Raw genomic sequence first — 21340 nt, forward strand, 5'->3', positions numbered from 1 at the left:
GCGCGCGGTTGAGCGCGCGAAACCTCAGTCCCGGCGGCGGGGTGGCGGCAGCGGGTCGGAGCCGAGCAGCTGGGTGAGCCAGAAGAGCACCCCGGCCGACAGCACCGTGGCGCCGAGGAAGCCGGCCACCCCGCTGCCGTCGAGGTAGGCCCAGAGCAGCCCGAGCACCGGTGCGGCGAAGACGACGACGAGGTCGCTGCGCACCTGCCGGGCCCAGCTCGGCGGGCGGTCCGGCGCGTCCTCCGGGACGACGACGGACCGCTCCCCGCGGGGCGGGCGGCTGCGCAGCCGGCCCGACGGCCAGAGCTCGGCGCCGTCGACGACCGGCAGCACCCAGCGGCGGCCGACGTCCCCGCGGAGCTCCAGCGACGAGTCTGGCTCCAGCGCGGCCAGCTCGGGCGACCAGTGCACCGGCACCCAGCGCTCCCCGCGCGCGGTGACCAGCTCCAGCCAGCTGCGCACGACCAGACCCTGCCGGACCACCACGCGGCTGCCGGTCGCCGCGGACGGCGCGGCCCGCCGCAGCCGGCGCAGCCGCAGCACGCGCAGGCCGGTCACCACGGAGACGACCAGCAGGATGACGAGCGTGGCGAACAGCCCGAACAGGAGGTCCTCGACCGCCCGGTGCGCCGCGTCGCCGTCGGCGTAGACCGCCGTGCGCTCCGCGGGGGAGGACGGGTCGTACTGCACGGCGATCTTCGCGTCCTTCGGGATGTCCTGCGGGTCCCGCAGCACGATCACGCCGGCGCGCACGGCGCCGTCCTCGCCGGGCAGGGTCACCGACACCCCGCGCCCGTCGGGCGCCTCGTTCGAGGAGACGACGGTCGCGGTCGCGGTGGCGGTCGCCGCCTCGAGCGGCTCGCGCTCGGTCGACAGGCGCACGGCCAGGACGGCGAGCAGCACGATGCCCGCCGTGAGCAGCGGCAGGTAGCCGAGCAGCAGCTGGGCGGCGGCGCGGCGGTGCGGCCGGAGCGCGGCGGGAGGAGTCATCGCCTAGATCGTCGCAGGTTGCACGGGGCGGGCAGCGCGGTCGCGGTCGTCGTCCTCGATAGGCTGCCCCTCGTGGCCAGCATCGACGCCGTAGGCGCGCGGGAGATCCTCGACTCGCGCGGAAACCCCACCGTGGAGGTCGAGGTCGCCCTCGACGACGGGACGATCGCCCGCGCGGCGGTCCCCAGCGGCGCCTCGACCGGCGCCTTCGAGGCCGTGGAGCTGCGCGACGGCGGCGACCGCTACGGCGGCAAGGGCGTGACCAAGGCCGTCGACAACGTGCTCGACGTGATCGGCCCCGAGCTGGTCGGCTACGACGCCAGCGAGCAGCGGCTGATCGACCAGCGGCTGCTCGACCTCGACGGCACCCCGAACAAGGAGCGTCTGGGCGCCAACGCGCTGCTCGGCGTCAGCCTCGCGGTCGCCCGGGCAGCCGCCGACTCCGCCGGCCTGCCGCTGTTCCGCTACGTCGGCGGCCCGTCGGCGCACCTGCTGCCGGTGCCGATGATGAACATCCTCAACGGTGGCGCCCACGCCGACAGCAACGTCGACGTGCAGGAGTTCATGGTCGCCCCCATCGGCGCGGCGACCTTCGCCGAGGCGCTGGCCATGGGCGCGGAGACCTACCACGCGCTGAAGTCGGTGCTGAAGAAGGACGGCCTGGCGACCGGTCTCGGCGACGAGGGCGGCTTCGCGCCCAACCTGTCGAGCAACCGGGCGGCGCTGGACCTCATCGCCCGCGCGGTGGAGCAGGCCGGGTTCTCCCTCGGCACGGACATCGCATTCGCCCTCGACGTCGCCGCGACGGAGTTCCACGGCGACCAGGGCTACGCGTTCGAGGGCAAGAACCTGACCGCCGGTGACCTCACCGAGTACTACCGCGGGCTCGTCGACGCCTACCCGATCGTCTCGATCGAGGACCCGCTGTCCGAGGAGGACTGGGAGGGCTGGGTCGCGCTGACCGACGCCCTCGGCGACCGCGTGCAGATCGTCGGCGACGACCTGTTCGTCACCAACCCCGCCCGGCTGGCCGACGGGATCGCCCAGGGCGCGGCCAACGCGCTGCTGGTCAAGGTCAACCAGATCGGCACGCTGACCGAGACCCTCGACGCGGTGAACCTGGCTCACCGCAGCGGCTACCGCTGCATGATGAGCCACCGCTCCGGCGAGACCGAGGACACCACGATCGCCGACCTCGCCGTCGCCACCGACTGCGGGCAGATCAAGACCGGTGCCCCGGCGCGCAGCGAGCGCGTGGCCAAGTACAACCAGCTGCTCCGGATCGAGGAGGAGCTCGATGACGCCGCGCGCTACGCCGGCGCCGCCGCCTTCCCGCGCCTCACCGACCAGGACGCCTGAGGTCCACCGGGTGAGCAGCGTCCGGGGCCGGCGGGGGACGTCGTCCTCCCGCCAGCCCGGTCGGCGCACCGGCGCCCGGACGGTCGCCCGCGCCGCCGGTCCGGTGCACACCGGGCCGGTGCGCACCGGCGTGCGCTCGACCGCGCCGCGGCGGCCGGGGCAGCGGCGCTCGGTGCGCCGTCCGGGCCGCACGACCGGCACCCGGCGACGCCCGCTGTTCACCGGCCGGGCGGTGCTGCTCGGCGCGCTGGTGCTGCTGCTCGCGCTGACCCTGGCCGGCCCGGTGCGCCAGTACCTCGCCGGTCGCACCCAGCTGGTGCAGCTGGCCGCCGAGCGCACCCGCCTCGAGCAGCGGGCCCAGGCGCTGCAGGACCAGCTGGACCGTCAGGCCGACCCCGCCTACACCGCCCGCCAGGCCCGGGAGCGGCTCACCTACGTGCTCCCGGGCGACCGGCTCGTCGTGGTGGTCGACGGCCGGACGGTGGCGGGGGACGCCGGCACGCTGCCCAGCGACGCGGGCGGTTCGGCCGACCGCCCGCCGTGGTACGAGGGCCTCATGGACTCGCTCTCCACGGCCGACGGCGACCCGGCGGGGTCCGGTGGCTGAACGGACCCCCGTCACCCCCGAGGAGCGGGAGATCATCGCCCGCCAGCTCGGTCGCCCCCCACGGGCGCTGGTCAACGTCGCGCACCGCTGCCCCTGCGGCCAGCCGGACGTGGTGGAGACCGCGCCGCGGCTGGAGGACGGCACCCCGTTCCCGACGCTGTACTACCTGACCTGCCCGCGCGCCGCGGCGGCCGCCAGCCGGCTCGAAGCGGCCGGCCGGATGAAGGAGTGGCAGGCCGAGCTGGCCACCGATCCGGAGCTCGCCGCGGGCTACCAGCACGCCCACGAGAGCTACCTCGCCGAGCGCGACGCCCGCGAGGTGCTGCCCACCCGCACCACCGCCGGTGGGATGCCCGACCGGGTGAAGTGCCTGCACGCCCTCGCCGGGCACGCCCTGGCTGCCGGTCCGGGTGTGAACCCGATCGGCGACCGGGCGGTCGAGGGGATGGGGGAGTGGTGGGCCGCCGGCCCCTGCGCCCAGGAGGAGGGCGCATGAGCCGGGTCGCCGCGATCGACTGCGGCACGAACTCGATCCGCCTGCTGGTCGCCGACGTGCCCGACGAGGGTCCGCACACCGACCTGGTCCGCCGGATGGAGATCGTCCGGCTCGGTCAGGGCGTCGACGCCACGGGCCGGCTGGCACCGGAGGCGATCGAGCGCACCCGCCGCGTGCTCGCCGAGTACGCCGAGACGTGCCGGGAGCTGGGCGCCACCGCCGTCCGGATGGTCGCCACCAGCGCCACCCGGGACGCGGCGAACCGCGAGGACTTCGAGCAGATGGTGGTCGCGACCCTCGGCCAGAAGCCGGACGTCGTCCCGGGGCGGGAAGAGGCCGAGCTGTCCTTCCTCGGCGCGACCGCCTCCCTGGACGCCGCCGCGCAGGCGCACGGCAACCCGGCGCCGCGGCCGCCGTTCCTGGTCGTGGACATCGGCGGCGGGTCGACGGAGTTCGTGCTCGGGGACGCCTCGGGCGTGCGCGCCGCGGTCTCGGTCGACATCGGCTGCGTGCGGCTGACCGAGCGGCACCTGCACGGCGATCCGCCGTCCGCCGACGAGATCCAGCGGACCGAGGCCGACATCCGCGCCGCGCTCGCCGTGGTCGCCGACCAGGTGCCCGTCGCCGAGGCGGCGTCGCTGGTCGGGCTGGCCGGCTCGGTGACCACCGTCGCGGCCCTCGCGCTGAAGCTGCCGGAGTACGACCCGGTGGCGATCCACGGCTCCCGCATCCCGGTCGGCGGCGTCCGGTCGGTCACCGCCGGGCTGCTCACCGCCACCCGCGAGCGCCGGGCGGCCCTGCCGGTGATGCACCCGGGCCGGGTCGACGTGATCGGCGCCGGATCGCTCGTGCTCCGCGTGATCATGGATGCCTTCGACCTCGACGAGGTCGTCGTCAGCGAGCACGACATCCTCGACGGCATCGCCCTGCGTCTGGCCCGCTGACCGGTGGCGGTCGACGAGGCCGGTTTCCCGGTCACCCGGTCTGCCGCCGGGGTGGTGCGCTCCGCGGCCGGCGCGCGCACGCTGTCGGTGCTCGACGCCCGCATCTCCGGCTGCTACGCCTGCCCGCGGCTGGTCGCCTGGCGCGAGGAGGTGGCGCGGGTCAAGCGCGCCTCGTTCCGCGACTGGGACTACTGGGGCCGCCCGGTCCCTGGGCTCGGGCCGGACGACTCGCGGATCGCCGTCGTCGGCCTGGCCCCTGCGGCGCACGGCGGCAACCGCACCGGGCGGGTGTTCACCGGCGACCGCAGCGGCGACTCGATCTTCGCCGCGCTGTGGCGGGCCGGCCTGGCCAACCAGCCGACGTCCACGCACGTGGGCGACGGGCTCGAGCTCACCGACGTCCGGGTGGCGGCCGCGGTGCGCTGCGCCCCGCCCGCCAACGCTCCCACGCCCGAGGAGCGCGACACCTGCAACCCCTGGCTGGCCCGCGAGCTCGCGCTGCTGCCGCGGTTGCGGGTGGTCGTCGTCCTCGGTGGGTTCGGGTGGACGGCGCTGTGGCCGGTGCTCGCCGCAGCCGGCTACGCGCTGCCCCGGCCGCGCCCGGCGTTCGGTCACGGCGTGGAGGTGGAGCTGGCCGGTCCGCGCGGCCCGCTGACCCTGCTGGGCAGCTACCACGTCAGCCAGCAGAACACCTTCACCGGCAAGCTCACCGAGCCGATGCTCGACGCCGTCCTGTCCCGGGCGAAGGAGCTCGCTCAGGCGACCACGTAGCCGTCCGGGCCGCACCGCCGGGCGGCGGACGACGCGGCCGGGCGGGTTACCGTGCTGTCCGATCCCGCCCCCGTAGCCCAATTGGCAGAGGCAGGCCCCTTAAAAGGGTCCCAGTGTCGGTTCGAGCCCGACCGGGGGTACTCCCCGCCCGTCGCGGCGATCCAGCGGCGGTTGGATGGCCTGCCCAACCAGTTGTGGGTCAGGAGTTCACTCTGCGGGGTCAACTGGGGTTTTCAGGAACGTCCGCACCGCGCGGGGCGTTGACCTGACCGAGTGCTGTCCAGCACCGTGGACGCACGGACCCACCGGTCACCTCGAGGAGATGACATGCCCAGCAGCAACCCCGCTTTCGGGCGCGGCTTCCAGAGCGCCACGCGGAGCGGGCAGTTCGGCGCCGCGGGCTCCACCTACGCCCCGCCGGCGCCGCACGACCCGTATGCCGCGCCGTCGCCCTACGCGCGGTCCACCACCCGCTACCTGACGATGGACGACGTCGTCACCAAGACCGGGCTCACCTTCCTGGTCACCGTCGTCGCGGCCGCGGCGGTCTGGGCGCTCCCGGGGACGACCGGCTGGGCGCTCGCCCTCCCGGCGGTCCTGGTCGGCCTGGTGCTCGGCCTGGTGATCGCGTTCAAGATGATCTCCAACCCGGCGGCGACGCTGGCCTACGCCGCCGTCGAGGGCGTGTTCCTCGGTGCGATCAGCGAGGCCTTCGACATGCGCTGGCCCGGGATCGTGATCCAGGCCGTGATCGGCACGCTCGGCGTCTTCGCCGGCATGCTGGTGGTCTACAAGACCGGCGCGATCCGCGTGACCCCGAAGTTCACCCGCTGGATGATCGGCGCGCTGGTCGGCGTCCTCGTCCTGGTGCTGGTCAACCTGATCGCCTCGTTCATCACCCCGGGCGGTCTGGGCCTGCGTGATGGCGGCCCCATCGCGATCATCTTCAGCCTGGTCGTGATCGGCGTCGGCGCGCTGTCGCTGCTGCTCGACTTCGACATGGCCGACGAGGCGATCCGCCGCGGCGCCCCGGCGAAGTTCGCGTGGTACATCGCCTTCGGCCTGCTGGTCACCGTCGTCTGGCTGTACCTGGAGATCCTGCGGCTGCTCAGCTACCTGCGCAACTAGCCTGAGCCAGACGCACCGGTGGCCCGGTCCCCTGAGGGGGCCGGGCCACCGTCGTCTTCGGAGAGCCTCGCCTCGGCGGCTCATTCTCGCGGCTCTCCTGCAGCTCTTGCGGTTCTGCAGGACCGCAAGAGCTGCAGGAAAACCGCGAGAGCGGCTCGGGACATCAGCTCAGGCGCTCGAGCACCATCGCCATGCCCTGGCCACCGCCGACGCACATCGTCTCCAGGCCGAAGGTCTTGTCCTTGGTCTGCAGACCGTTGATGAGCGTGCCGGTGATGCGGGCGCCGGTCATGCCGAACGGGTGGCCGACGGCGATCGCGCCGCCGTGCACGTTCAGCTTGTCGATGTCGATGCCCAGGTCGCGGTAGCTCGGGATGACCTGCGCGGCGAACGCCTCGTTGATCTCGACCAGGTCGATGTCGTCGATCGTCATCCCGGCCCGCTTGAGCGCGAGGTTGGACGCGTCCACCGGGCCGTAGCCCATGATCTCCGGCGACAGGCCGGTGACCGCGGTGCTGACGATCCGGGCCAGCGGCGTGAGACCGAGCTCGCGGGCCTTCGTGTCGCTCATGACGATCACCGCGGCGGCACCGTCGTTGAGCGGGCAGGCGTTGCCGGCGGTGACCCGGCCGTCGGGGCGGAACACCGGCTTGAGACCGGAGATGCCCTCCAGCGTCGTCCCGGCGCGCGGGCCGTCGTCCTTGGAGACGACGGTGCCGTCGGGCAGCGTGACCGGGGTGATCTCCCGCTCCCAGAAGCCGTTGTTGATGGCCTCCTCGGCGAGGTTCTGGCTGCGGACGGCGAACTCGTCCATCTCCTGCCGGCTGACGTCCTTGAGCAGCGCCAGGTTCTCCGCGGTCTGCCCCATCGCGATGTAGATGTCGGGCACCTCGCCGTCCTGACGCGGGTCGCGCCAGCTGTCGGCGCCGCTCTCGGCGACCTTGGCCACCCGGCCCTGCGCGTCGGCGAACGCGGGGTTGTGGGTGTCGGGCAGCGAGTCGGAGTTGCCCTTCACGAAGCGGGACACCATCTCCACGCCCGCGGAGATGAAGACGTCGCCCTCGCCGGCCTTGATCGCGTGCATCGCCATCCGCGTGGTCTGCAGCGACGAGGAGCAGTAGCGGGTGATCGTCGTCCCGGGCAGGTGGTCGTAGCCGAGGAGGACGCTCACCACGCGGCCCATGTTGTAACCCTGCTCGCCGCCGGGCAGGCCGCAGCCGAGCATGAGGTCGTCGATGTCGGCCGGGTCGAGCGCGGGCACCTTGTCCAGGGCCGCCCGCACGATGGTGGTGGCGAGGTCGTCGGGCCGCAGGTCCTTCAGCGACCCCTTGAACGCACGCCCGATCGGGGAGCGCGCGGTCGCGACGATGACTGCTTCGGGCACGAGGGTCCTCCGAGGGGTGCGGGCTCCGACGCTGGAGCGGTTCCTACCCGCCCGAAACTACTCCGCAGTAGTCAGCCGGCGATGGGTGCCTCGGCGGCCCGCTCGGCCTCTTCGGGGGTGGGCAGCTCCGACGGCCGACGGCGGCGCAGCAGCGCCCACGGGCCGCGTGGGCCGGTCTCGGAGCCACGGACCTCGGTGGGCTGCACCTCCGTGCCGGGGCGGCTGGCCGCCCGCGCCGCGGCCTGCGCGACCGGGCGGACGCTGTCGCGGCGCATCCCGAGCCGCCCACGGTCGGCGGCGGCCGGCCAGACGTCGATGGCGTCGGCGACCGAACGCAGCAGCACCGCCGCGGCCGCGGCGTACCCGGCCGCGCTCGGGTGGAACTCGTCGACGCTGAACATCGAGCGGTCGGAGGCGAACGTCGGGCCGAGGACGTCGCCCAGCGACACGGTGCGCCCGCCGGCGGCGACGACGGCGATCGTCTGCGCGGCCGCCATCTGACGGCTCCACCGGCGCGCGAGCAGCCGCAGCGGGACACCGATCGGGCGGATCGTGCCGAGGTCGGGGCAGGTGCCGACGACGACCTCGCACCCGGACTCGACCAGCCGGGTCACCGCGTCGGAGAGCTGCCGCACCGCGACCGACGGCCGGGTCCGGGTGGTGACGTCGTTGGCGCCGATCATGATCACGGCGACGTCGGGCTGCTCCATGAGCGCCTTGTCCACCTGGTCGTGCAGCTCGGCCGAGACCGCGCCGGAGACGGCCAGCCGCACCAGGCGCACCGGCCGCTCGGCGAGCTCGGCCAGCGCGGCGGCGATCAGCACACCGGGCGTCTCGGAGGCGCGCTCGACACCGAGCCCGACCGCGCTGGAATCACCCAGGACGGCGAAGACGATCGGCTTGCCCCGGCCGCGGCCGTAGATCCCGTCTCCGGACGGCGGGTCGTCCTTGGCGGTCCGGGCCTCGACCTTGCGGCGGGCTGCCCGGGCCTGCTCGCGCAGCAGGGCGACGAGCCCCGCGCCGGCCAGGGTGAGACCCCCGCTGCCGTACGCGGCCCCCGTCGCCAGCCGCCGCGCTGTGCTCGCCCGCGTCACGCCGCCTCCGTCCTCGCGTTCCTTCTTCGCAGGTTATCCGCAGGCAGGCCCCTGGAACCCTGACCTGCCCCGGACGGGGGACGGCTACCGGATCGGCAGCTCGATGATCATCCCGCGGTGCGCCCCCACCGGCCGCAGGTCGTACTCCTCGGTGACGATCGCGAAGCCGCACCTCTCGTAGAACCCGACCGCCGGCTTGCGGGCGTCGCACCACACCAGCTGCGCACCGCGGGCCGAGAGCCGCGTCAGGCCCTCCGCGACGAGCGCCCGGCCGGCGCCGAGCCCCCGCACCCGTGGATCGGTGGCCATCCCGCGCAGCTGCCAGGACCCCTCGGTGTCCCGCCACGGGCAGTCCCGGGGATGAAACCGGACGACGCCGACGATCTCGCCGCCGTCGATCCGCGCCGCCAGGTGCAGCGTGTACGGGGCGTCGTCCTCCTCGATCTCCACGGGACGGCCCTGGCGGAGCTCCTGCGCGCGCAGCGGGTACGTGGCCGCCGCGTCGACCTGCTCGATGGTGATGGTGCCGGTCAGGGCGTCGGAACTCACGTCCCCAGTGTCCTCTAGCGGGCTCGGCGTCCCCGCCGGGTCCTCAGGTAGTCGGCCACCACGTACTCGCCCAGCCGGTCGGCGTCGGGCTGGAACACCCGGCCGCCGGCCCGCTGGGTCATGTCGTGCACGAAGTGCACCAGCCCGGGATCGGGGTCGAGGGCGAACACGTTGACCGTGGCCCCGGTGCGGGCCACCCGCTCGACCTCGGCCACGGTGCGCGCGATCGTCTCGGGCATCGGCGGCCAGCAGAAGAACGGCGTCCCGTCGTCCTCGAGGTGGGCGGTCGGCTCGCCGTCGGTGACGATGAGCACCACCGGCTCGGCATCGCGGTGGTGGGACAGGAACCGCCGGGCCAGCATCAGCCCGTGCTGCAGGTTGGTGCCCTGCAGCGTGTCCACCGACAGCTCGGCGAGGGTCTCCGGCCGCAGCACCTGCGCGGTGGAGGAGAACCCGATGATCTGGATGGCGTCCTGCGGGAAGCGGGTGGTCACCAGCGAGTGCAGGGCCATCGCCGTCGACTTCGCCGCGCCCCAGGTGCCGCGCAGCGCCATCGAGTAGGAGAGGTCGACCAGCAGCGCGACCGCGGCGCCGGTGCGCCGCTCGGTCTCGACCACCTCGAAGTCGTCGACGGCGATCTTGACCGTGCGCTCGCCCTCGGCGCGGGGTTCGGCAGCGGTGCGCAGGACGGCGTTCTTCACCGTCCGGACGACGTCCAGCGGCTGCTCGTCGCCGAAGCGCCACTCCCGCGAGCTGCCGGTGAGCTCGCCGGCAGCACCGGCGTCGGCGACGTCGTGCTCGCCCCGCCCGGTCGCGGTGAGCTTGGCGAACACCCGGCGCAGCGCCGTGGCGCCCAGCCGGCGCACCGCCTTCGGGGAGAGCTCCAGCTTGCCGTCGGAGCGGTTGAGGTAGCCCTGCCGCTCGAGCTCGCGCTCCATCTGCCGCAGCGCGGCGAGGTCGTCGACGGCCGGCCGGCCGAGTGCGCGCTCGAGCAGCTCCTCGTCGACGTCGGCCAGCGAGGCGCCGGCGTAGCCCTGCGAGAGCTGGTTGGACAGCGCCTCGAGGTCGGCCAGCTCGGCCACCGCGGTGGTGGCATCGCCCATGCCCAGGGGCTGGGAGCCGTCGGGCACCTGGCCGCGCTGCCCCCACGGCAGGTCGGGCCGGGCCTGCCGCAGCGCGTCCTGCAGGTGCGCCATCTCGCTGGCCAGGCCCATGTCCTGCATGGTCTGGGCCATCAGGTCGGCCAGTTCCGCCCGCTGCTCGGGCGACATCCCGGCCATCATCCGTTCCTGGGCGGCGGCGCGGCGGGCGAGCTGGTCGATCAGCTCGTCGATGTTCTCCGGGTTCTCCGGGAAGAACTGGCCGTGCTTGTCCATGAAGTCGCGGAACTGCTCGTCGGTGTCCTCGCCGCGGTTGTGCGCGTCGAGCAGGTTGGACAGGTCGGCGACCATGTCCTTGACCGCCTGCAGGTCCTCCGGCGTCGCGTTCTCCAGCGCGTTCTTCATCGAGGCGAACGAGCTGTCGAGCACCTCGCGGCGCAGCAGGTCCTGGATCTGCTCGTAGGCCTGGCGCGCCTCGTCCGAGCGCCACGAGTAGTCCTTGAGCCCCCGGACGGCGCCCGCGGTGTCCTCGGGCAGCGCGTCGAGCTCGGCCTCGGCCAGCCGGGCGCTGTCGTCGGGATCGGGGAACAGCTCCCGCCGCTCGGCGGTCAGCGCCTTGTCCAGGAGCTCGCGGACCTCCTGCAGGGTTCCGTCCATCCGGCCGGCGTTGCGCGCCTGTCGGAGCCGGTCGCGCACGCTGCGCCGCAGCTCGTCCAGGCCGCGGCGGCCCTGCATGCCGCGGCGCATCAGCTCGCGCAGCGCCTCCCGGACGCCGCTGCCGGCCAGCACCGAGTCGCCGATCTCGTCGACGGCGTCGCCGAGGTCGTAGGGGGGTGCGAGCGGGTCGGGACCGCCGTGCCAGCGGCCGTACCGGTAGCCGCGGCTGCGTCGCTGGACCATGTCAGGCTCCGTAGATCGTGCGCGTTCCGTCGGTGTCCTTGGCCAGCCGGCGGGTGAGGTAGAGGCCCTCGAGGGCGAACTCCACCGCCGCCGCGGCCTGCTCCGCCGACTGCTCTCCCTCGGGGACGCCGAGCCGGCCGAGCAGCTCGGCCAGCCGCGGGATGGTGCCGAGCTGACCGAGCAGCGCGGCCGCCGGCACCAGCTCGCCGGACTCGACCGTGTCGCCGCCGGTGAAGTGCTCCTGCAGCCCGGTGAGGTCCAGGCCGGCGCACCGGGCGCGGAAGGTCTGCGCCGTCGCCTGCCGGAGCAGGTGCTCGAGGATCTCCAGCTCCCGCTCGTCGTCCGGGTCGGAGCCGGCGTCGGCGAACTCCACCTTGCCGCGGCTGGCCGGGACGATCGCCGGCAGGTCCACCACGCGGGCGACGGGCCGGGTCTCGCCCGAGATCGCGGCCCGGCGGACGGCGGAGGCGGCGATGGTCTCCAGTCCGGCGATGGCGAACCGGGCGCTGACGCCGGAGCGCTGGTCGACGTGGCTGGACTCGCGGACCAGGCGGGCGAAGCGGGCGACGATCTCGGCGAGGTGCTCGGGGATCAGCGGGGTGTCGAGCTGCGTCGTCCCCCACGCGACCAGGGCTTCCTGGTGCAGCAGCCGGATCTCGTCGGCCAGCTCGATCGGGTAGTGGGTGCGCACCTCGGCGCCGAAGCGGTCCTTGAGCGGGGTGATGATCCGCCCGCGGTTGGTGTAGTCCTCGGGGTTGGCGCTGGCGACCAGCAGCAGGTCCAGCGGCAGCCGCACGCGGTAGCCGCGGATCTGGATGTCGCGCTCCTCGAGCACGTTGAGCAGCGCGACCTGGATCCGCTCGGCGAGGTCGGGCAGCTCGTTGACGCTGAAGATGCCGCGGTTGGTCCGCGGCACGAGGCCGTAGTGCACGGTCTCGGGGTCGCCGAGGGTGCGGCCCTCGGCCACCTTGATCGGGTCGACGTCGCCGATCAGGTCGCCGACGCTCGTGTCGGGGGTGGCCAGCTTCTCGCCGAACCGGTCGCTGCGGTGCAGCCAGCCCACCGGCGTCGCGTCGCCGTGCTCGGTGAGCTGCCGGTGCGCCCACACCGAGACCGGGTGCAGCGGGTGCTCGTTGAGCTCGCTGCCGAGCAGCACGGGCGTCCACTCGTCGAGCAGGCCGATCAGCGTGCGGATCAGCCGGGTCTTGCCCTGGCCGCGCTCGCCGAGCAGGACCAGGTCGTGGCCGGCGATGAGCGCGCGCTCGACCTCGGGGACGACGGTGTCCTCGAACCCGACGATGCCGGGCAGGGTGTCCTCGCCGGCGGCGAGGCGGGCGAGGAGGTTGGCGCGCAGCTCGGCCTTGACGGTGCGGTAGACGGCGCCGCTGTCGCGGAGCTCGCCGAGAGTCGTGGGTGCGGGGGCGGTGCGGGGGTCCGTCACCCCCGCCACGGTACGACGCGGAGGTGGCTCCGGTCACCGGTCCGACGTCGCCGCCTGCGAGGATCGCGCCGTGCCCGCTGACGACGTCCCCTTGGTCACCGGCGCGGACGTCGAGGCCGCGGCCGCCCTGCTCGACGGCATCGTCCGTCGCACCCCTCTCGAGCACTCCCGCGCCCTCGCCGAACGCGTCGGCGGCCCGGTCTGGCTGAAGTGCGAGAACCTGCAGCACACCGGCTCGTTCAAGATCCGCGGGGCGTACACGCGGATCTCCCGGCTGAGCGACGCCGAGCGGGCGCGGGGCGTCGTCGCGGCCAGCGCCGGCAACCACGCCCAGGGCGTGGCGCTCGCCGCGCGACTGCTCGGCGCGAAGGCCACCGTGTTCATGCCCGAGACGGCGCCGCTGCCGAAGGTCGCCGCGACCAAGGCCTACGGCGCGGAGATCCACCTGGGCGGCCAGTCGCTGGCCGAGCCCCTGGTCCTCGCCGCGGAGCACGCCGAGCGGACCGGCGCGGTCTTCATCCACCCCTTCGAGCACCGCGACGTCATCGCCGGCCAGGGGACCGTCGGGCTGGAGATCCTCGACCAGTGCCCGGACGTGAAGACGGTGGTCGTCTCCGCCGGCGGCGGGGGGCTGCTGTCGGGGATCGCGGTCGCGGTGAAGAGCCGCCGTCCCGACGTGCGGATCGTCGCGGTGCAGGCGGAGGGCGCCGCGGCGTTCCCCGGCTCGCTCGCGGCCGGCCGGCCGGTGCCGCTGCCCGCGATGGCGACGATGGCCGACGGCATCGCCGTCCCGGCGCCCGGCGACCTGACGTTCGCGCACGTGAGCGAGCTGGTCGACGAGATGCGCACGGTGAGCGAGGAGGACCTCTCCCGGGCGCTGCTGTTCTGCCTGGAGCGGGCGAAGATGGTCGTCGAGCCCGCCGGGGTGGCCGCCGTGGCCGCCGTCCTGGCCGATCCGGCGTCGTTCGCGCCGCCGGTGACCGCGGTGATCTCCGGCGGCAACATCGACCCGGTGCTGCTGCTCAAGGTCGTGCAGCACGGCATGGCCGCCGCCGGGCGGTACCTGTCGCTGCGGCTGCGGGTGCCCGACCGCCCCGGTTCGCTCGCCGCGGTGCTCGCCGAGCTGGCCGCGGTCGGCGCCAACGTGCTCGAGGTGGAGCACGAGAGGACGGCGACCCGCCTGGACGTCGGCGAGGTGGAGGTCTTCGTCGTCCTGGAGACCCGTGGGCCGGACCACGCCGCGGAGGTGACCGCCGCGCTCGTGCGGGCGGGGTTCGCGCCGACCCCCGAGTGACCCTCCGGCGATGAGTTCCGCCGCCGGTCGCGGTCTGCACCGGCATGCGATTCGAACAGATGTTCCGCCGAGCGCGAAAAGCGGTCGGATTCGGTCACCCCCGGGCCCTACCGTGCACGCCATGACCGACGCGATCGTCGTCGAAGGTCTGGTCAAGCGTTTCGGCGACACGACAGCACTGGACGGCGTGAGCCTGGCCGTCGCCGAGGGCAGCGTCCTCGGCCTGCTCGGCCCGAACGGGGCGGGCAAGACCACCGTCGTCCGCATCCTCAGCACGCTGCTGACCGCCGACGCGGGCCGGGCGGAGGTGGTGGGCCTCGACGTCGCCCGCGACGCCGACGCCGTCCGTGCCGCCATCGGCCTGACCGGTCAGTACGCCGCGGTCGACGAGTACCTCACCGGCTTCGAGAACCTGGAGATGGTCGGGCGGCTCTACCGGCTGCCCAAGCGCGAGGCGCGGGCGCGGGCCGGCGAGCTGCTGGAGCGCTTCGACCTCACCGACGCGGCCGACCGCACGGCCAAGACCTACTCCGGCGGCATGCGCCGGCGGCTGGACATCGCCGCCTCGCTCATCGCCCGGCCCCGCGTGCTCTTCCTCGACGAGCCGACGACCGGTCTGGACCCGCGCAGCCGGCAGTCGATGTGGGAGTTCATCGCCGACCTCGCCGACGGTGGGACGACGATCCTGCTCACCACGCAGTACCTGGAGGAGGCCGACCGGCTGGCCGACCGCATGGTGGTCATCGACCACGGGAAGGTCATCGCCCGCGGCACCGGCGACGAGCTGAAGGCCCAGGTCGGCGGCCAGCGGCTGGAGTTCACCGTCACCACGGCGGCGCTGCTGCCCGATCTCGCCGAGCGGCTGCGCCCGCTCGGCGTCGACGAGCCGCGGCTCGACGAGCAGACCCGCCGGCTGACCCTGCCCGTGCGCGGTGGCGCCGAGACGCTGGCCGAGGCGCTGCGGCTGCTCGAGGGCAGCACCGAGGAGATCGTCGACGTCGGCCTGCGCCGGCCCGACCTCGACGACGTCTTCCTCGCCCTGACCGGCCACGCCGCCGAGGAAGCGGCCGGTGAGCCCGAGCCCGCTCCCGCATCGCCCGGAGGTGCCCGATGACCTCGCTCGCCCAGGCCGTCGGTGACGGCCTGACCGTCACCCGCCGCAACCTCATCAAGGTCAAGCGGGTCCCCGACCTGATCGTCTTCGCGACGCTGTCGCCGATCATGTTCGTGCTGCTGTTCGTCTACGTGTTCGGCAGCGCCATCCCGATCCCCGGCATCTCCTACGCGGAGTTCCTGCTGCCCGGGATCCTGGCCCAGACCGTGATCTTCGGGTCGACGATCACCGGGGCGAGCATCGCCGAGGACATCCAGAAGGGGCTGATCGACCGCTTCCGGTCGCTGCCGATGAGCCGCTCGGCGGTGCTCGTCGGCCGGACCGCGGCCGACGTCGGCCTGAACTCGATCTCGATCGTCGTCATGGTGATCACCGGCCTGATCGTCGGCTGGCGGATCCACTCCTCGGTCGGCGAGGCGATCGCGGGCTTCGCCCTGCTCCTGCTGTTCGCCTACGCGTTCAGCTGGGTGATGGCGACCGTCGGGCTGATGGTCCGGACGCCGGAGGTGGTGAACAACGCCAGCTTCATCGTGATCTTCCCGCTGACGTTCATCGCCAACACCTTCGTGCCGACCAACAACTTCCCGCCGGTGCTCAAGGCGATCGCCGACTGGAACCCGGTCTCGGCGGTGGTGGCGTCGGTGCGCCAGCTGTTCGGCAACGTCCCGCCGGGGCTGCCGGTCTCCGACGCCTGGTCCCTGCAGCACCCGATCGTGTACTCGCTGATCTGGGCCGCGGTGCTGCTGATCGTGTTCGTCCCGGTGTCGGTGCGCCTCTACCAGCGGACGGCGAGCAGGTGACGTGACCCCTTGCGGCTCGCGGACGGGGCCCGAAGGGTTCCGGACGCGGGCCGTGGCGGGGCTCCACGCAGGAGGGGGACGGCACCTGGTCGCGGTGCCGCCCGGAAGGGCGGCGGATAGTAGAGCCCGATGAGCGCCTCTGACTCCGTCCCCGCCCTGTCCGCCGACAACCCGCTGGCGGCGCCGTCGTCGCTGCCGTTCGAGCTGCCGCCGTTCGCCGGCATCACCCTCGAGCACTGCCGCGAGGCGCTGCTGACCGGCATGGCCGAGCAGCGCGCGGAGGTGGCGGCGATCGTCGGCTCCGACGAGCCGCCGACCTTCGACAACACCGTGGTCGCGCTCGAGCGCTCCGGGCGGCTGCTGTCCCGGGCCGGGCTGGTGTTCGGCAACCTCGCCTCGTCGGTGTCCACCCCGCGGCTGCGGGAGATCGAACGCGAGCTGGCCCCGCTGGAGGCGGCGCACGCCGATGCCATCCGCCTGGACCCGGCGCTGTTCGCGCGCATCGACGCCGTCCACGCCGCGCGGCACGAGTCGGGCCTGGACGACGAGCAGGTGCGCCTGGTCGAGCGTTACCACCTGGACTTCGTGCTCGCCGGTGCGCAGCTCGACGAGGCCGGCCGGGCACGGCTGACCGAGCTGAACCAGGAGCTGTCGGAGCTGGCGACGACGTTCGGCCAGAACCTGCAGATGGCCACCGAGGCCGCCGCGGTACGGGTCGCCGACGCCGCCGAGCTCGACGGCCTGGACGACGAGGAGATCGCCGCCGCCGCGGGGGCCGCCGCCGAGCGGGGCGTCGAGGGCTACCTGCTCACCCTGCTGCTGCCCACCGGCCAGCCGGCGCTGGCCAAGCTGCGCAACCGCGAGCTGCGCCGCCGGGTGTTCGAGGCGTCGGTGTCGCGGGCGTCCTCCGGCGAGCACGACAACCGGCCGGTCGCCGCGCGGATGGCGCAGCTGCGCGCCGAGCGGGCGCGGCTGCTCGGCTTCGCCACGCACGCCGACCTGATCGCCGCCGACCAGACCGCGAAGACCACCGAGGCGATCGACGCGATGCTCGGTTCGATGGTCGCGCCCTCGGTCGCCAACGCGGAGAAGGAGGCCGAGGCGCTGCGCGAGGCGGCCGCCCGCGACGGCGTGGAGCTGGCCGCCTGGGACTGGGCGTTCTACAGCGAGCAGGTGCGGGCCGAGCGCTACGCCGTCGACACGGGGGCGCTGCGGCCCTACTTCGAGCTCGACCGGGTGCTGGTGGACGGCGTCTTCCACGCCGCGGAGCTGCTGTACGGCTACCGGTTCACCCCGCGCCCGGAGCTGGAGGGCTACCACCCCGACGTCCGCGTCTGGGAGGTCAGCGGCGCCGACGGCGCGCCCGTGGGCCTCTACCTCGGCGACTACTTCGCCCGCGAGGGCAAGCGCGGCGGGGCGTGGATGAGCTCCTTCGTCACGCAGTCCCGGCTGCTCGGCACGCAGCCGGTGGTGCTCAACAACCTGAACATCACCAAGGCCGCCGCCGGTCAGCCGACGCTGCTCACCCTCGACGAGGTCAACACGCTCTTCCACGAGTTCGGGCACGCGCTGCACGGGCTGTTCTCGGCGGTGACCTACCCGCGGTTCTCCGGCACCAGCGTGCCGCGGGACTTCGTGGAATACCCGAGCCAGGTCAACGAGATGTGGGCGCTGTGGCCGGAGGTCCTGGCGCACTACGCCCGGCACGTGGAGACCGGCGAGCCGCTGCCGTCGAGCGTGGTCGAGGCGATCGACGCGGCGAAGTTGTGGGGCGAGGGCTTCGCGACCCTGGAGTACCTCTCGGCCACGCTGCTCGACCAGGCCTGGCACCGGATCACGCCCGAGACCGAGATCGGCGACCCGATCGAGTTCGAGCGGGTCGCGCTGGAGAAGGCCGGCGTCGCCTCCGAGCTGGTGCTGCCGCGCTACCGGACGACGTACTTCCAGCACATCTTCGCCGGGGGCTACGCGGCCGGGTACTACAGCTACATCTGGTCGGAGGTGCTCGACGCGGACACCGTCGAGTGGTTCAAGGAGAACGGCGGGCTGCGCCGCGCCAACGGCGACACCTTCCGCGACCGGCTGCTCTCCCGGGGCGGTTCGGTCGACCCGCTGGCCGCCTTCCGCGCCGTCCGGGGCCGCGACGCCGACCCGGCGCCCCTGCTCCGCCGCCGCGGTCTCGCCGCCTGAGCAAGGACCCCGCTGCACCCCACGCCTCGCACGCTCGGCGCGGGCCCCTACAGCGGGGCCGTCGAAGCGACGTGCCCACGCAAGGGCAGGGCATCGAGACCGAACGCGAGGCCGAGCGTCACGACGACGGCGGTGCCGAAACCGGCCACCGTGTCCGTGGCGTAGTGGGCGTGGATCGACACCATGACCAGTCCGACGACCCCGGCGCCGGCCAGCGCGGTGAGGAACAGGGCGACCGCCGCGGCCACCACCTGCCCGCGGCGTCGGCTCAGGACGAGCAGGCCGGCCACCACGAGGACCGACGCGGCGCCCGCGGTGTGCCCGCTCGGATAGGCGAGACCTCCGTGGATGGTGCGGTCGACGACGTGTTTCGCGCTCTCGACGACCAGCGTGGTGAGGCCCGGGGCGGCGATCGCCAAGGCGGCCGCCCGCCAGCGGCGCGCGGCGGCGCAGAGCGCAGCCAGGACGAGAGCCACCGCGGTGACCAGCACGGGCACCGCGGTCGCCAGCCCGCCGAGCAGCTGGTGGTACGCGCCGGTGGCGTCGGAGAGCTCGCTGTACACCCGGGCATCGAGCCGGCCCGCCCGTGCGTCGTCGTGGTAGCGGACACCGAGCGCCGTGACCAGCGCGGCGCAGAGCACGAGCACCACGAGGGCGGGGCGGCGGAGCTGCGGCGGCAGGAGGCGCGGCTCCTGCCGCGGGACGGAACGGGTCATCGGGGGCGACGGTAGGCCCGGCCGCTGGACCGCACCTGTGAACCGCCGTCCGCCCGAGTTTGGATCAGGTGCCCTGATCAACGGCTGTCCTCCCGCACCAACGTTGCCGCGGGAGGACAGTTTTTGATCAGGTCACCTGATCAACGCTGCGCCCCGGTCACAACCAGGGGAGCGAGAGCACCAGGTCGAGATCGTCGGGGGCGTCGCCGTCGCGGACGAGCCGGTTGGGCTGGCGGTGGCCGCACGCTGTGCAGCGGTGCACCACCTGCCAGCCCTTCCCGGACTTCTCGACCAGGCCGACCGGCTCCATCAACGCCCGGCAGTCGCTGGCGCGATCACCGGGCAGGTCGTCGACGTGCAGCGACCACAGGCAGAACGGGCAGTGGTTGCGGTAGTGCCCGTCGGTGTTCGCCGGGACGTCGGCGGCGCAGTGCCCGCAGACGAAGCCGGTGTTCTCCGCCCGCCGCGAGCGAACGCTCACCGGACGGGTCAGGGGACGAACGGCTCGATGCCGACGACCTCGACGGAGATGTCCTTGCCGTTCGGCGCCTGGTAGGTCACCTTCGCGCCCGGCTTCGCGCCCATGATCGCCGAGCCCAGCGCGGACTCGGGGGAGTAGACCGTCAGGCCCGTCGTCCCGGCGATCTCGCGCGAGCCGAGCAGGAACTTCTCGGTCTCGTCGTCACCCTCGAACTTGATCGTGATGACGGTGCCCGTCGCGGCCTTGTCGGCCTTCTTCGGGGCGTCGCCGACCGTCGCCTTGCGCAGCAGGTCGGTGAGCTGCCGGATGCGGGCCTCCTGCTTGCCCTGCTCGTCCTTGGCGGCGTGGTACCCGCCGTTCTCGCGGAGGTCGCCCTCCTCGCGACGGGCGTTGATCTCCGCGGCCATGGCCGGGCGGCCCGCCACCAACTCGTCGAGCTCGGCCTTCAGCCGGTCGTGGGCTTCCTGGGTCAGCCAGACGCCCTGGTCGTGCTCGTCAGTGGGGGTGGACACGTAGGTACTCCTGAAACTCGGGTGGCCGCCCCCCGGAGGGAACGGCCTTGAGGTCAATCGAGCCAAGCTAACACCGTCGTCGCTGCACATGCACGGTTCGAGCGCGGCTCCCGGAATCCGAAACCGTACCGGACAGTGCCGTGACCATCACCACTTTTCCGCCCGTGGTGCTACCCGAACAGGGGTTTCCGGAGGGCGGCTTCCCGGCATCCGCCGTCCTGTCCCCAGGACGAGGGACAATGCCCGGGTGACCCCGCCCGACCCGCAGCCCGACCAGCAGCCCGACCAGCTGCGACTGCTCGCCGTCCACGCCCATCCCGACGACGAGTCGAGCAAGGGCGCGGCGACCATGGCCCGCTACGTCGCCGAGGGTGCGCGCGTCCTGGTGGCCACCTGCACAGGCGGCGAGCGCGGCTCGGTGCTCAACCCGGCCATGGACCGCCCCGAGGTGTGGGAGCGGCTGCCGCAGATCCGCGTCGAGGAGATGGCGAAGGCCCGCGAGATCCTCGGCATCGAGCAGGAGTTCCTCGGCTTCGTCGACTCCGGTCTGCCCGAGGGCGACCCGCTGCCGCCGCTGCCCGAGGGCTGCTTCGCGCTGGTGCCGATCGAGGAGGCCGCGGCCCCGCTGGTGGAGGTGATCCGCCGGTTCAGGCCGCAGGTCATCACCACCTACGACGAGCGCGGCGGCTACCCGCACCCCGACCACATCAAGACGCACGAGATCTCGGTGCACGCCTTCGAGGCCGCCGGCGATCCCGACCGCTACCCCGAGCTCGGCGAGCCGTGGCAGCCGAGCAAGCTCTACTACCACATGAGCTTCTCGCTCGACCGCACGCGAGCGCTGCACGAGGCGATCCTCGCCCGCGGTCTCGAGTCGCCGTACGAGGAGTGGCTGGCCAACTGGGACCCCGCGCGCGACGTCTCGCACCGGGTCACCACGCGCGTGCCGTGCGCCGAGTACTTCGAGGTCCGCGACGCCGCGCTGATCGCGCACGCCACCCAGATCGACCCGACCGGCCGCTGGTTCGCCTGCCCGATCGAGGTGCAGCAGGAGATCTGGCCGACCGAGGACTACGAGCTGGCCCGCTCGCTGGTGGACTCCCCGGCGCCGGAGGACGATCTGTTCGCCGGCATCCGCAGCCAGGTGGGGGTCCGATGAACCTGCTCGCCGAGGCCAGCAACCAGCTGCCCGAGGACGTCGGCAAGGCCGGCCCGATCGGTCTCCTGCTGATCGTCCTCCTGCTGATCGTGACCGCGTTCCTGGTCAAGTCGATGGGCAGGCACCTCAAGCGTGTGCCGGCCAGCTTCGACCCGCCGGAGGTCGTCGTCCCGGACGACGCCTCGGAGCTGTTCGAGGAGAAGCCGCAGCCGGGGCAGGACCTGCTCGACACGCTGCGCCGCGCGCCGCTGGCGATCGAGCCGCCGCGCGACGACCGGCCGGCCGACCCCGACGTGCGGGGCTGACCGGCC

At 73.6% G+C, this 21340-nt stretch carries 21 protein-coding genes and 1 tRNA gene; 13 read left to right on the forward strand and 9 right to left on the reverse strand.

The genetic code is table 11. The features are described 5' to 3' along the window. Positions 1-24: 24 nt before the first annotated feature. Positions 25-990 carry a hypothetical protein gene (locus GGQ55_RS12900; RefSeq protein WP_179717268.1) on the reverse strand — a complete coding sequence of 322 codons (966 nt, stop codon included), beginning with the start codon at positions 988-990 and terminating at the stop codon, positions 25-27. Between the two features lie 72 nt (positions 991-1062). Between GGQ55_RS12900 and eno the strand changes: the two genes are divergently transcribed. From eno to GGQ55_RS12935, 7 genes are all read left to right on the forward strand, one after another. Beyond that, positions 1063-2349 (forward strand): phosphopyruvate hydratase, encoded by a 1287-nt coding sequence (eno, locus tag GGQ55_RS12905; RefSeq protein ID WP_179717270.1) that lies wholly within the window; start codon positions 1063-1065, stop codon positions 2347-2349. Positions 2350-2359: 10 nt separating this feature from the next. After that, a complete protein-coding gene (locus tag GGQ55_RS12910; protein ID WP_366489218.1) occupies positions 2360-2956 on the forward strand; it encodes an FtsB family cell division protein in 597 nt (198 codons plus the stop codon). Next, positions 2949-3452, forward strand: coding sequence for a DUF501 domain-containing protein (locus tag GGQ55_RS12915; protein ID WP_179717273.1), 504 nt, complete (start codon positions 2949-2951; stop codon positions 3450-3452). The genes GGQ55_RS12910 and GGQ55_RS12915 overlap by 8 nt, the downstream gene beginning before the upstream one ends. Further along, positions 3449-4396, forward strand: coding sequence for a Ppx/GppA phosphatase family protein (locus tag GGQ55_RS12920; RefSeq protein WP_179717275.1), 948 nt, complete (start codon positions 3449-3451; stop codon positions 4394-4396). Before GGQ55_RS12915 ends, GGQ55_RS12920 begins: the two co-directional genes overlap by 4 nt. Positions 4397-4399: 3 nt before the next feature. Next, a complete protein-coding gene (locus GGQ55_RS12925) occupies positions 4400-5167 on the forward strand; it encodes a uracil-DNA glycosylase (RefSeq protein ID WP_179717277.1) in 768 nt (255 codons plus the stop codon). 66 nt (positions 5168-5233) lie between these two features. After that, positions 5234-5307, forward strand: a tRNA-Leu gene (locus GGQ55_RS12930). A 187-nt stretch (positions 5308-5494) separates the two neighbouring features. After that, the gene (locus tag GGQ55_RS12935; RefSeq protein WP_179717279.1) at positions 5495-6295 is read left to right on the forward strand and encodes a Bax inhibitor-1/YccA family protein; all 801 of its coding nucleotides are present in this window, start codon (positions 5495-5497) and stop codon (positions 6293-6295) included. Positions 6296-6458: 163 nt separating this feature from the next. On the opposite strand, the gene GGQ55_RS12940 is transcribed toward GGQ55_RS12935, so the two are convergent. From GGQ55_RS12940 to GGQ55_RS12960, 5 genes are all read right to left on the reverse strand, one after another. Next, positions 6459-7679 (reverse strand): acetyl-CoA C-acetyltransferase, encoded by a 1221-nt coding sequence (locus tag GGQ55_RS12940; protein WP_179717281.1) that lies wholly within the window; start codon positions 7677-7679, stop codon positions 6459-6461. 71 nt (positions 7680-7750) lie between these two features. Then, positions 7751-8773 (reverse strand): SGNH/GDSL hydrolase family protein, encoded by a 1023-nt coding sequence (locus tag GGQ55_RS12945; RefSeq protein ID WP_179717283.1) that lies wholly within the window; start codon positions 8771-8773, stop codon positions 7751-7753. A gap of 84 nt (positions 8774-8857) precedes the next feature. Beyond that, complete coding sequence (locus GGQ55_RS12950) at positions 8858-9322, reverse strand: GNAT family N-acetyltransferase (protein ID WP_179717285.1); 465 nt, start codon at positions 9320-9322, stop codon at positions 8858-8860. A 14-nt stretch (positions 9323-9336) separates the two neighbouring features. Next, positions 9337-11322: a vWA domain-containing protein gene (locus tag GGQ55_RS12955; protein WP_179717287.1), complete on the reverse strand. Its 1986-nt coding sequence runs from the start codon at positions 11320-11322 to the stop codon at positions 9337-9339. A gap of 1 nt (position 11323) precedes the next feature. Then, positions 11324-12763, reverse strand: coding sequence for a sigma 54-interacting transcriptional regulator (locus GGQ55_RS12960; RefSeq protein ID WP_246323806.1), 1440 nt, complete (start codon positions 12761-12763; stop codon positions 11324-11326). A gap of 70 nt (positions 12764-12833) precedes the next feature. On the opposite strand from GGQ55_RS12960, the gene ilvA reads away from it, so the two are divergent. The 4 genes from ilvA to GGQ55_RS12980 all read left to right on the forward strand — a co-directional run bounded on the left by ilvA (position 12834) and on the right by GGQ55_RS12980 (position 18161). Beyond that, complete coding sequence (gene ilvA, locus GGQ55_RS12965) at positions 12834-14057, forward strand: threonine ammonia-lyase (RefSeq protein WP_179717291.1); 1224 nt, start codon at positions 12834-12836, stop codon at positions 14055-14057. A 121-nt stretch (positions 14058-14178) separates the two neighbouring features. Then, on the forward strand, positions 14179-15171 hold the full coding sequence (locus tag GGQ55_RS12970; protein ID WP_179717293.1) for an ATP-binding cassette domain-containing protein: 993 nt from the start codon (positions 14179-14181) through the stop codon (positions 15169-15171). Next, the gene (locus GGQ55_RS12975; protein WP_179717295.1) at positions 15168-15971 is read left to right on the forward strand and encodes an ABC transporter permease; all 804 of its coding nucleotides are present in this window, start codon (positions 15168-15170) and stop codon (positions 15969-15971) included. The genes GGQ55_RS12970 and GGQ55_RS12975 overlap by 4 nt, the downstream gene beginning before the upstream one ends. 129 nt (positions 15972-16100) lie before the next feature. Beyond that, the gene (locus GGQ55_RS12980; RefSeq protein WP_179717297.1) at positions 16101-18161 is read left to right on the forward strand and encodes a M3 family metallopeptidase; all 2061 of its coding nucleotides are present in this window, start codon (positions 16101-16103) and stop codon (positions 18159-18161) included. A 47-nt stretch (positions 18162-18208) separates the two neighbouring features. Here GGQ55_RS12980 and GGQ55_RS12985 read toward each other — a convergent pair whose 3' ends face one another. The 3 genes from GGQ55_RS12985 to greA all read right to left on the reverse strand — a co-directional run bounded on the left by GGQ55_RS12985 (position 18209) and on the right by greA (position 19870). Further along, on the reverse strand, positions 18209-18877 hold the full coding sequence (locus tag GGQ55_RS12985) for a phosphatase PAP2 family protein (RefSeq protein ID WP_179717299.1): 669 nt from the start codon (positions 18875-18877) through the stop codon (positions 18209-18211). Positions 18878-19034: 157 nt separating this feature from the next. Further along, positions 19035-19358, reverse strand: a complete 324-nt coding sequence (locus GGQ55_RS12990; protein WP_366489223.1) for an RNHCP domain-containing protein — start codon at positions 19356-19358, stop codon at positions 19035-19037. Positions 19359-19366: 8 nt separating this feature from the next. Continuing rightward, positions 19367-19870 (reverse strand): transcription elongation factor GreA, encoded by a 504-nt coding sequence (gene greA / locus GGQ55_RS12995; protein ID WP_366489224.1) that lies wholly within the window; start codon positions 19868-19870, stop codon positions 19367-19369. Positions 19871-20117: 247 nt separating this feature from the next. Between greA and mca the strand changes: the two genes are divergently transcribed. Both mca and GGQ55_RS13005 read left to right on the forward strand, forming a co-directional pair. After that, the gene (gene mca, locus GGQ55_RS13000) at positions 20118-21029 is read left to right on the forward strand and encodes a mycothiol conjugate amidase Mca (RefSeq protein ID WP_179717303.1); all 912 of its coding nucleotides are present in this window, start codon (positions 20118-20120) and stop codon (positions 21027-21029) included. Next, complete coding sequence (locus GGQ55_RS13005; protein ID WP_179717305.1) at positions 21026-21334, forward strand: hypothetical protein; 309 nt, start codon at positions 21026-21028, stop codon at positions 21332-21334. The genes mca and GGQ55_RS13005 overlap by 4 nt, the downstream gene beginning before the upstream one ends. Positions 21335-21340 lie beyond the last annotated feature (6 nt).

The organism is Petropleomorpha daqingensis (genome assembly GCF_013408985.1).
GTDB classification, from domain to species: Bacteria; Actinomycetota; Actinomycetes; order Mycobacteriales; family Geodermatophilaceae; genus Petropleomorpha; species Petropleomorpha daqingensis.

Bases quoted from the DNA above. Each gene is read 5' to 3' on its own strand.
- GGQ55_RS12900 (WP_179717268.1), bottom strand. From the start codon at position 990: ATGACTCCTCCCGCCGCGCTCCGGCCGCACCGCCGCGCCGCCGCCCAG.
- GGQ55_RS12920 (WP_179717275.1), top strand. From the start codon at position 3,449: ATGAGCCGGGTCGCCGCGATCGACTGCGGCACGAACTCGATCCGCCTG.
- GGQ55_RS12935 (WP_179717279.1), top strand. From the start codon at position 5,495: ATGCCCAGCAGCAACCCCGCTTTCGGGCGCGGCTTCCAGAGCGCCACG.
- GGQ55_RS12955 (WP_179717287.1), bottom strand. From the start codon at position 11,322: ATGGTCCAGCGACGCAGCCGCGGCTACCGGTACGGCCGCTGGCACGGC.
- GGQ55_RS12970 (WP_179717293.1), top strand. From the start codon at position 14,179: ATGACCGACGCGATCGTCGTCGAAGGTCTGGTCAAGCGTTTCGGCGAC.
- GGQ55_RS12975 (WP_179717295.1), top strand. From the start codon at position 15,168: ATGACCTCGCTCGCCCAGGCCGTCGGTGACGGCCTGACCGTCACCCGC.
- GGQ55_RS12980 (WP_179717297.1), top strand. From the start codon at position 16,101: ATGAGCGCCTCTGACTCCGTCCCCGCCCTGTCCGCCGACAACCCGCTG.
- GGQ55_RS12985 (WP_179717299.1), bottom strand. From the start codon at position 18,877: ATGACCCGTTCCGTCCCGCGGCAGGAGCCGCGCCTCCTGCCGCCGCAG.
- GGQ55_RS13005 (WP_179717305.1), top strand. From the start codon at position 21,026: ATGAACCTGCTCGCCGAGGCCAGCAACCAGCTGCCCGAGGACGTCGGC.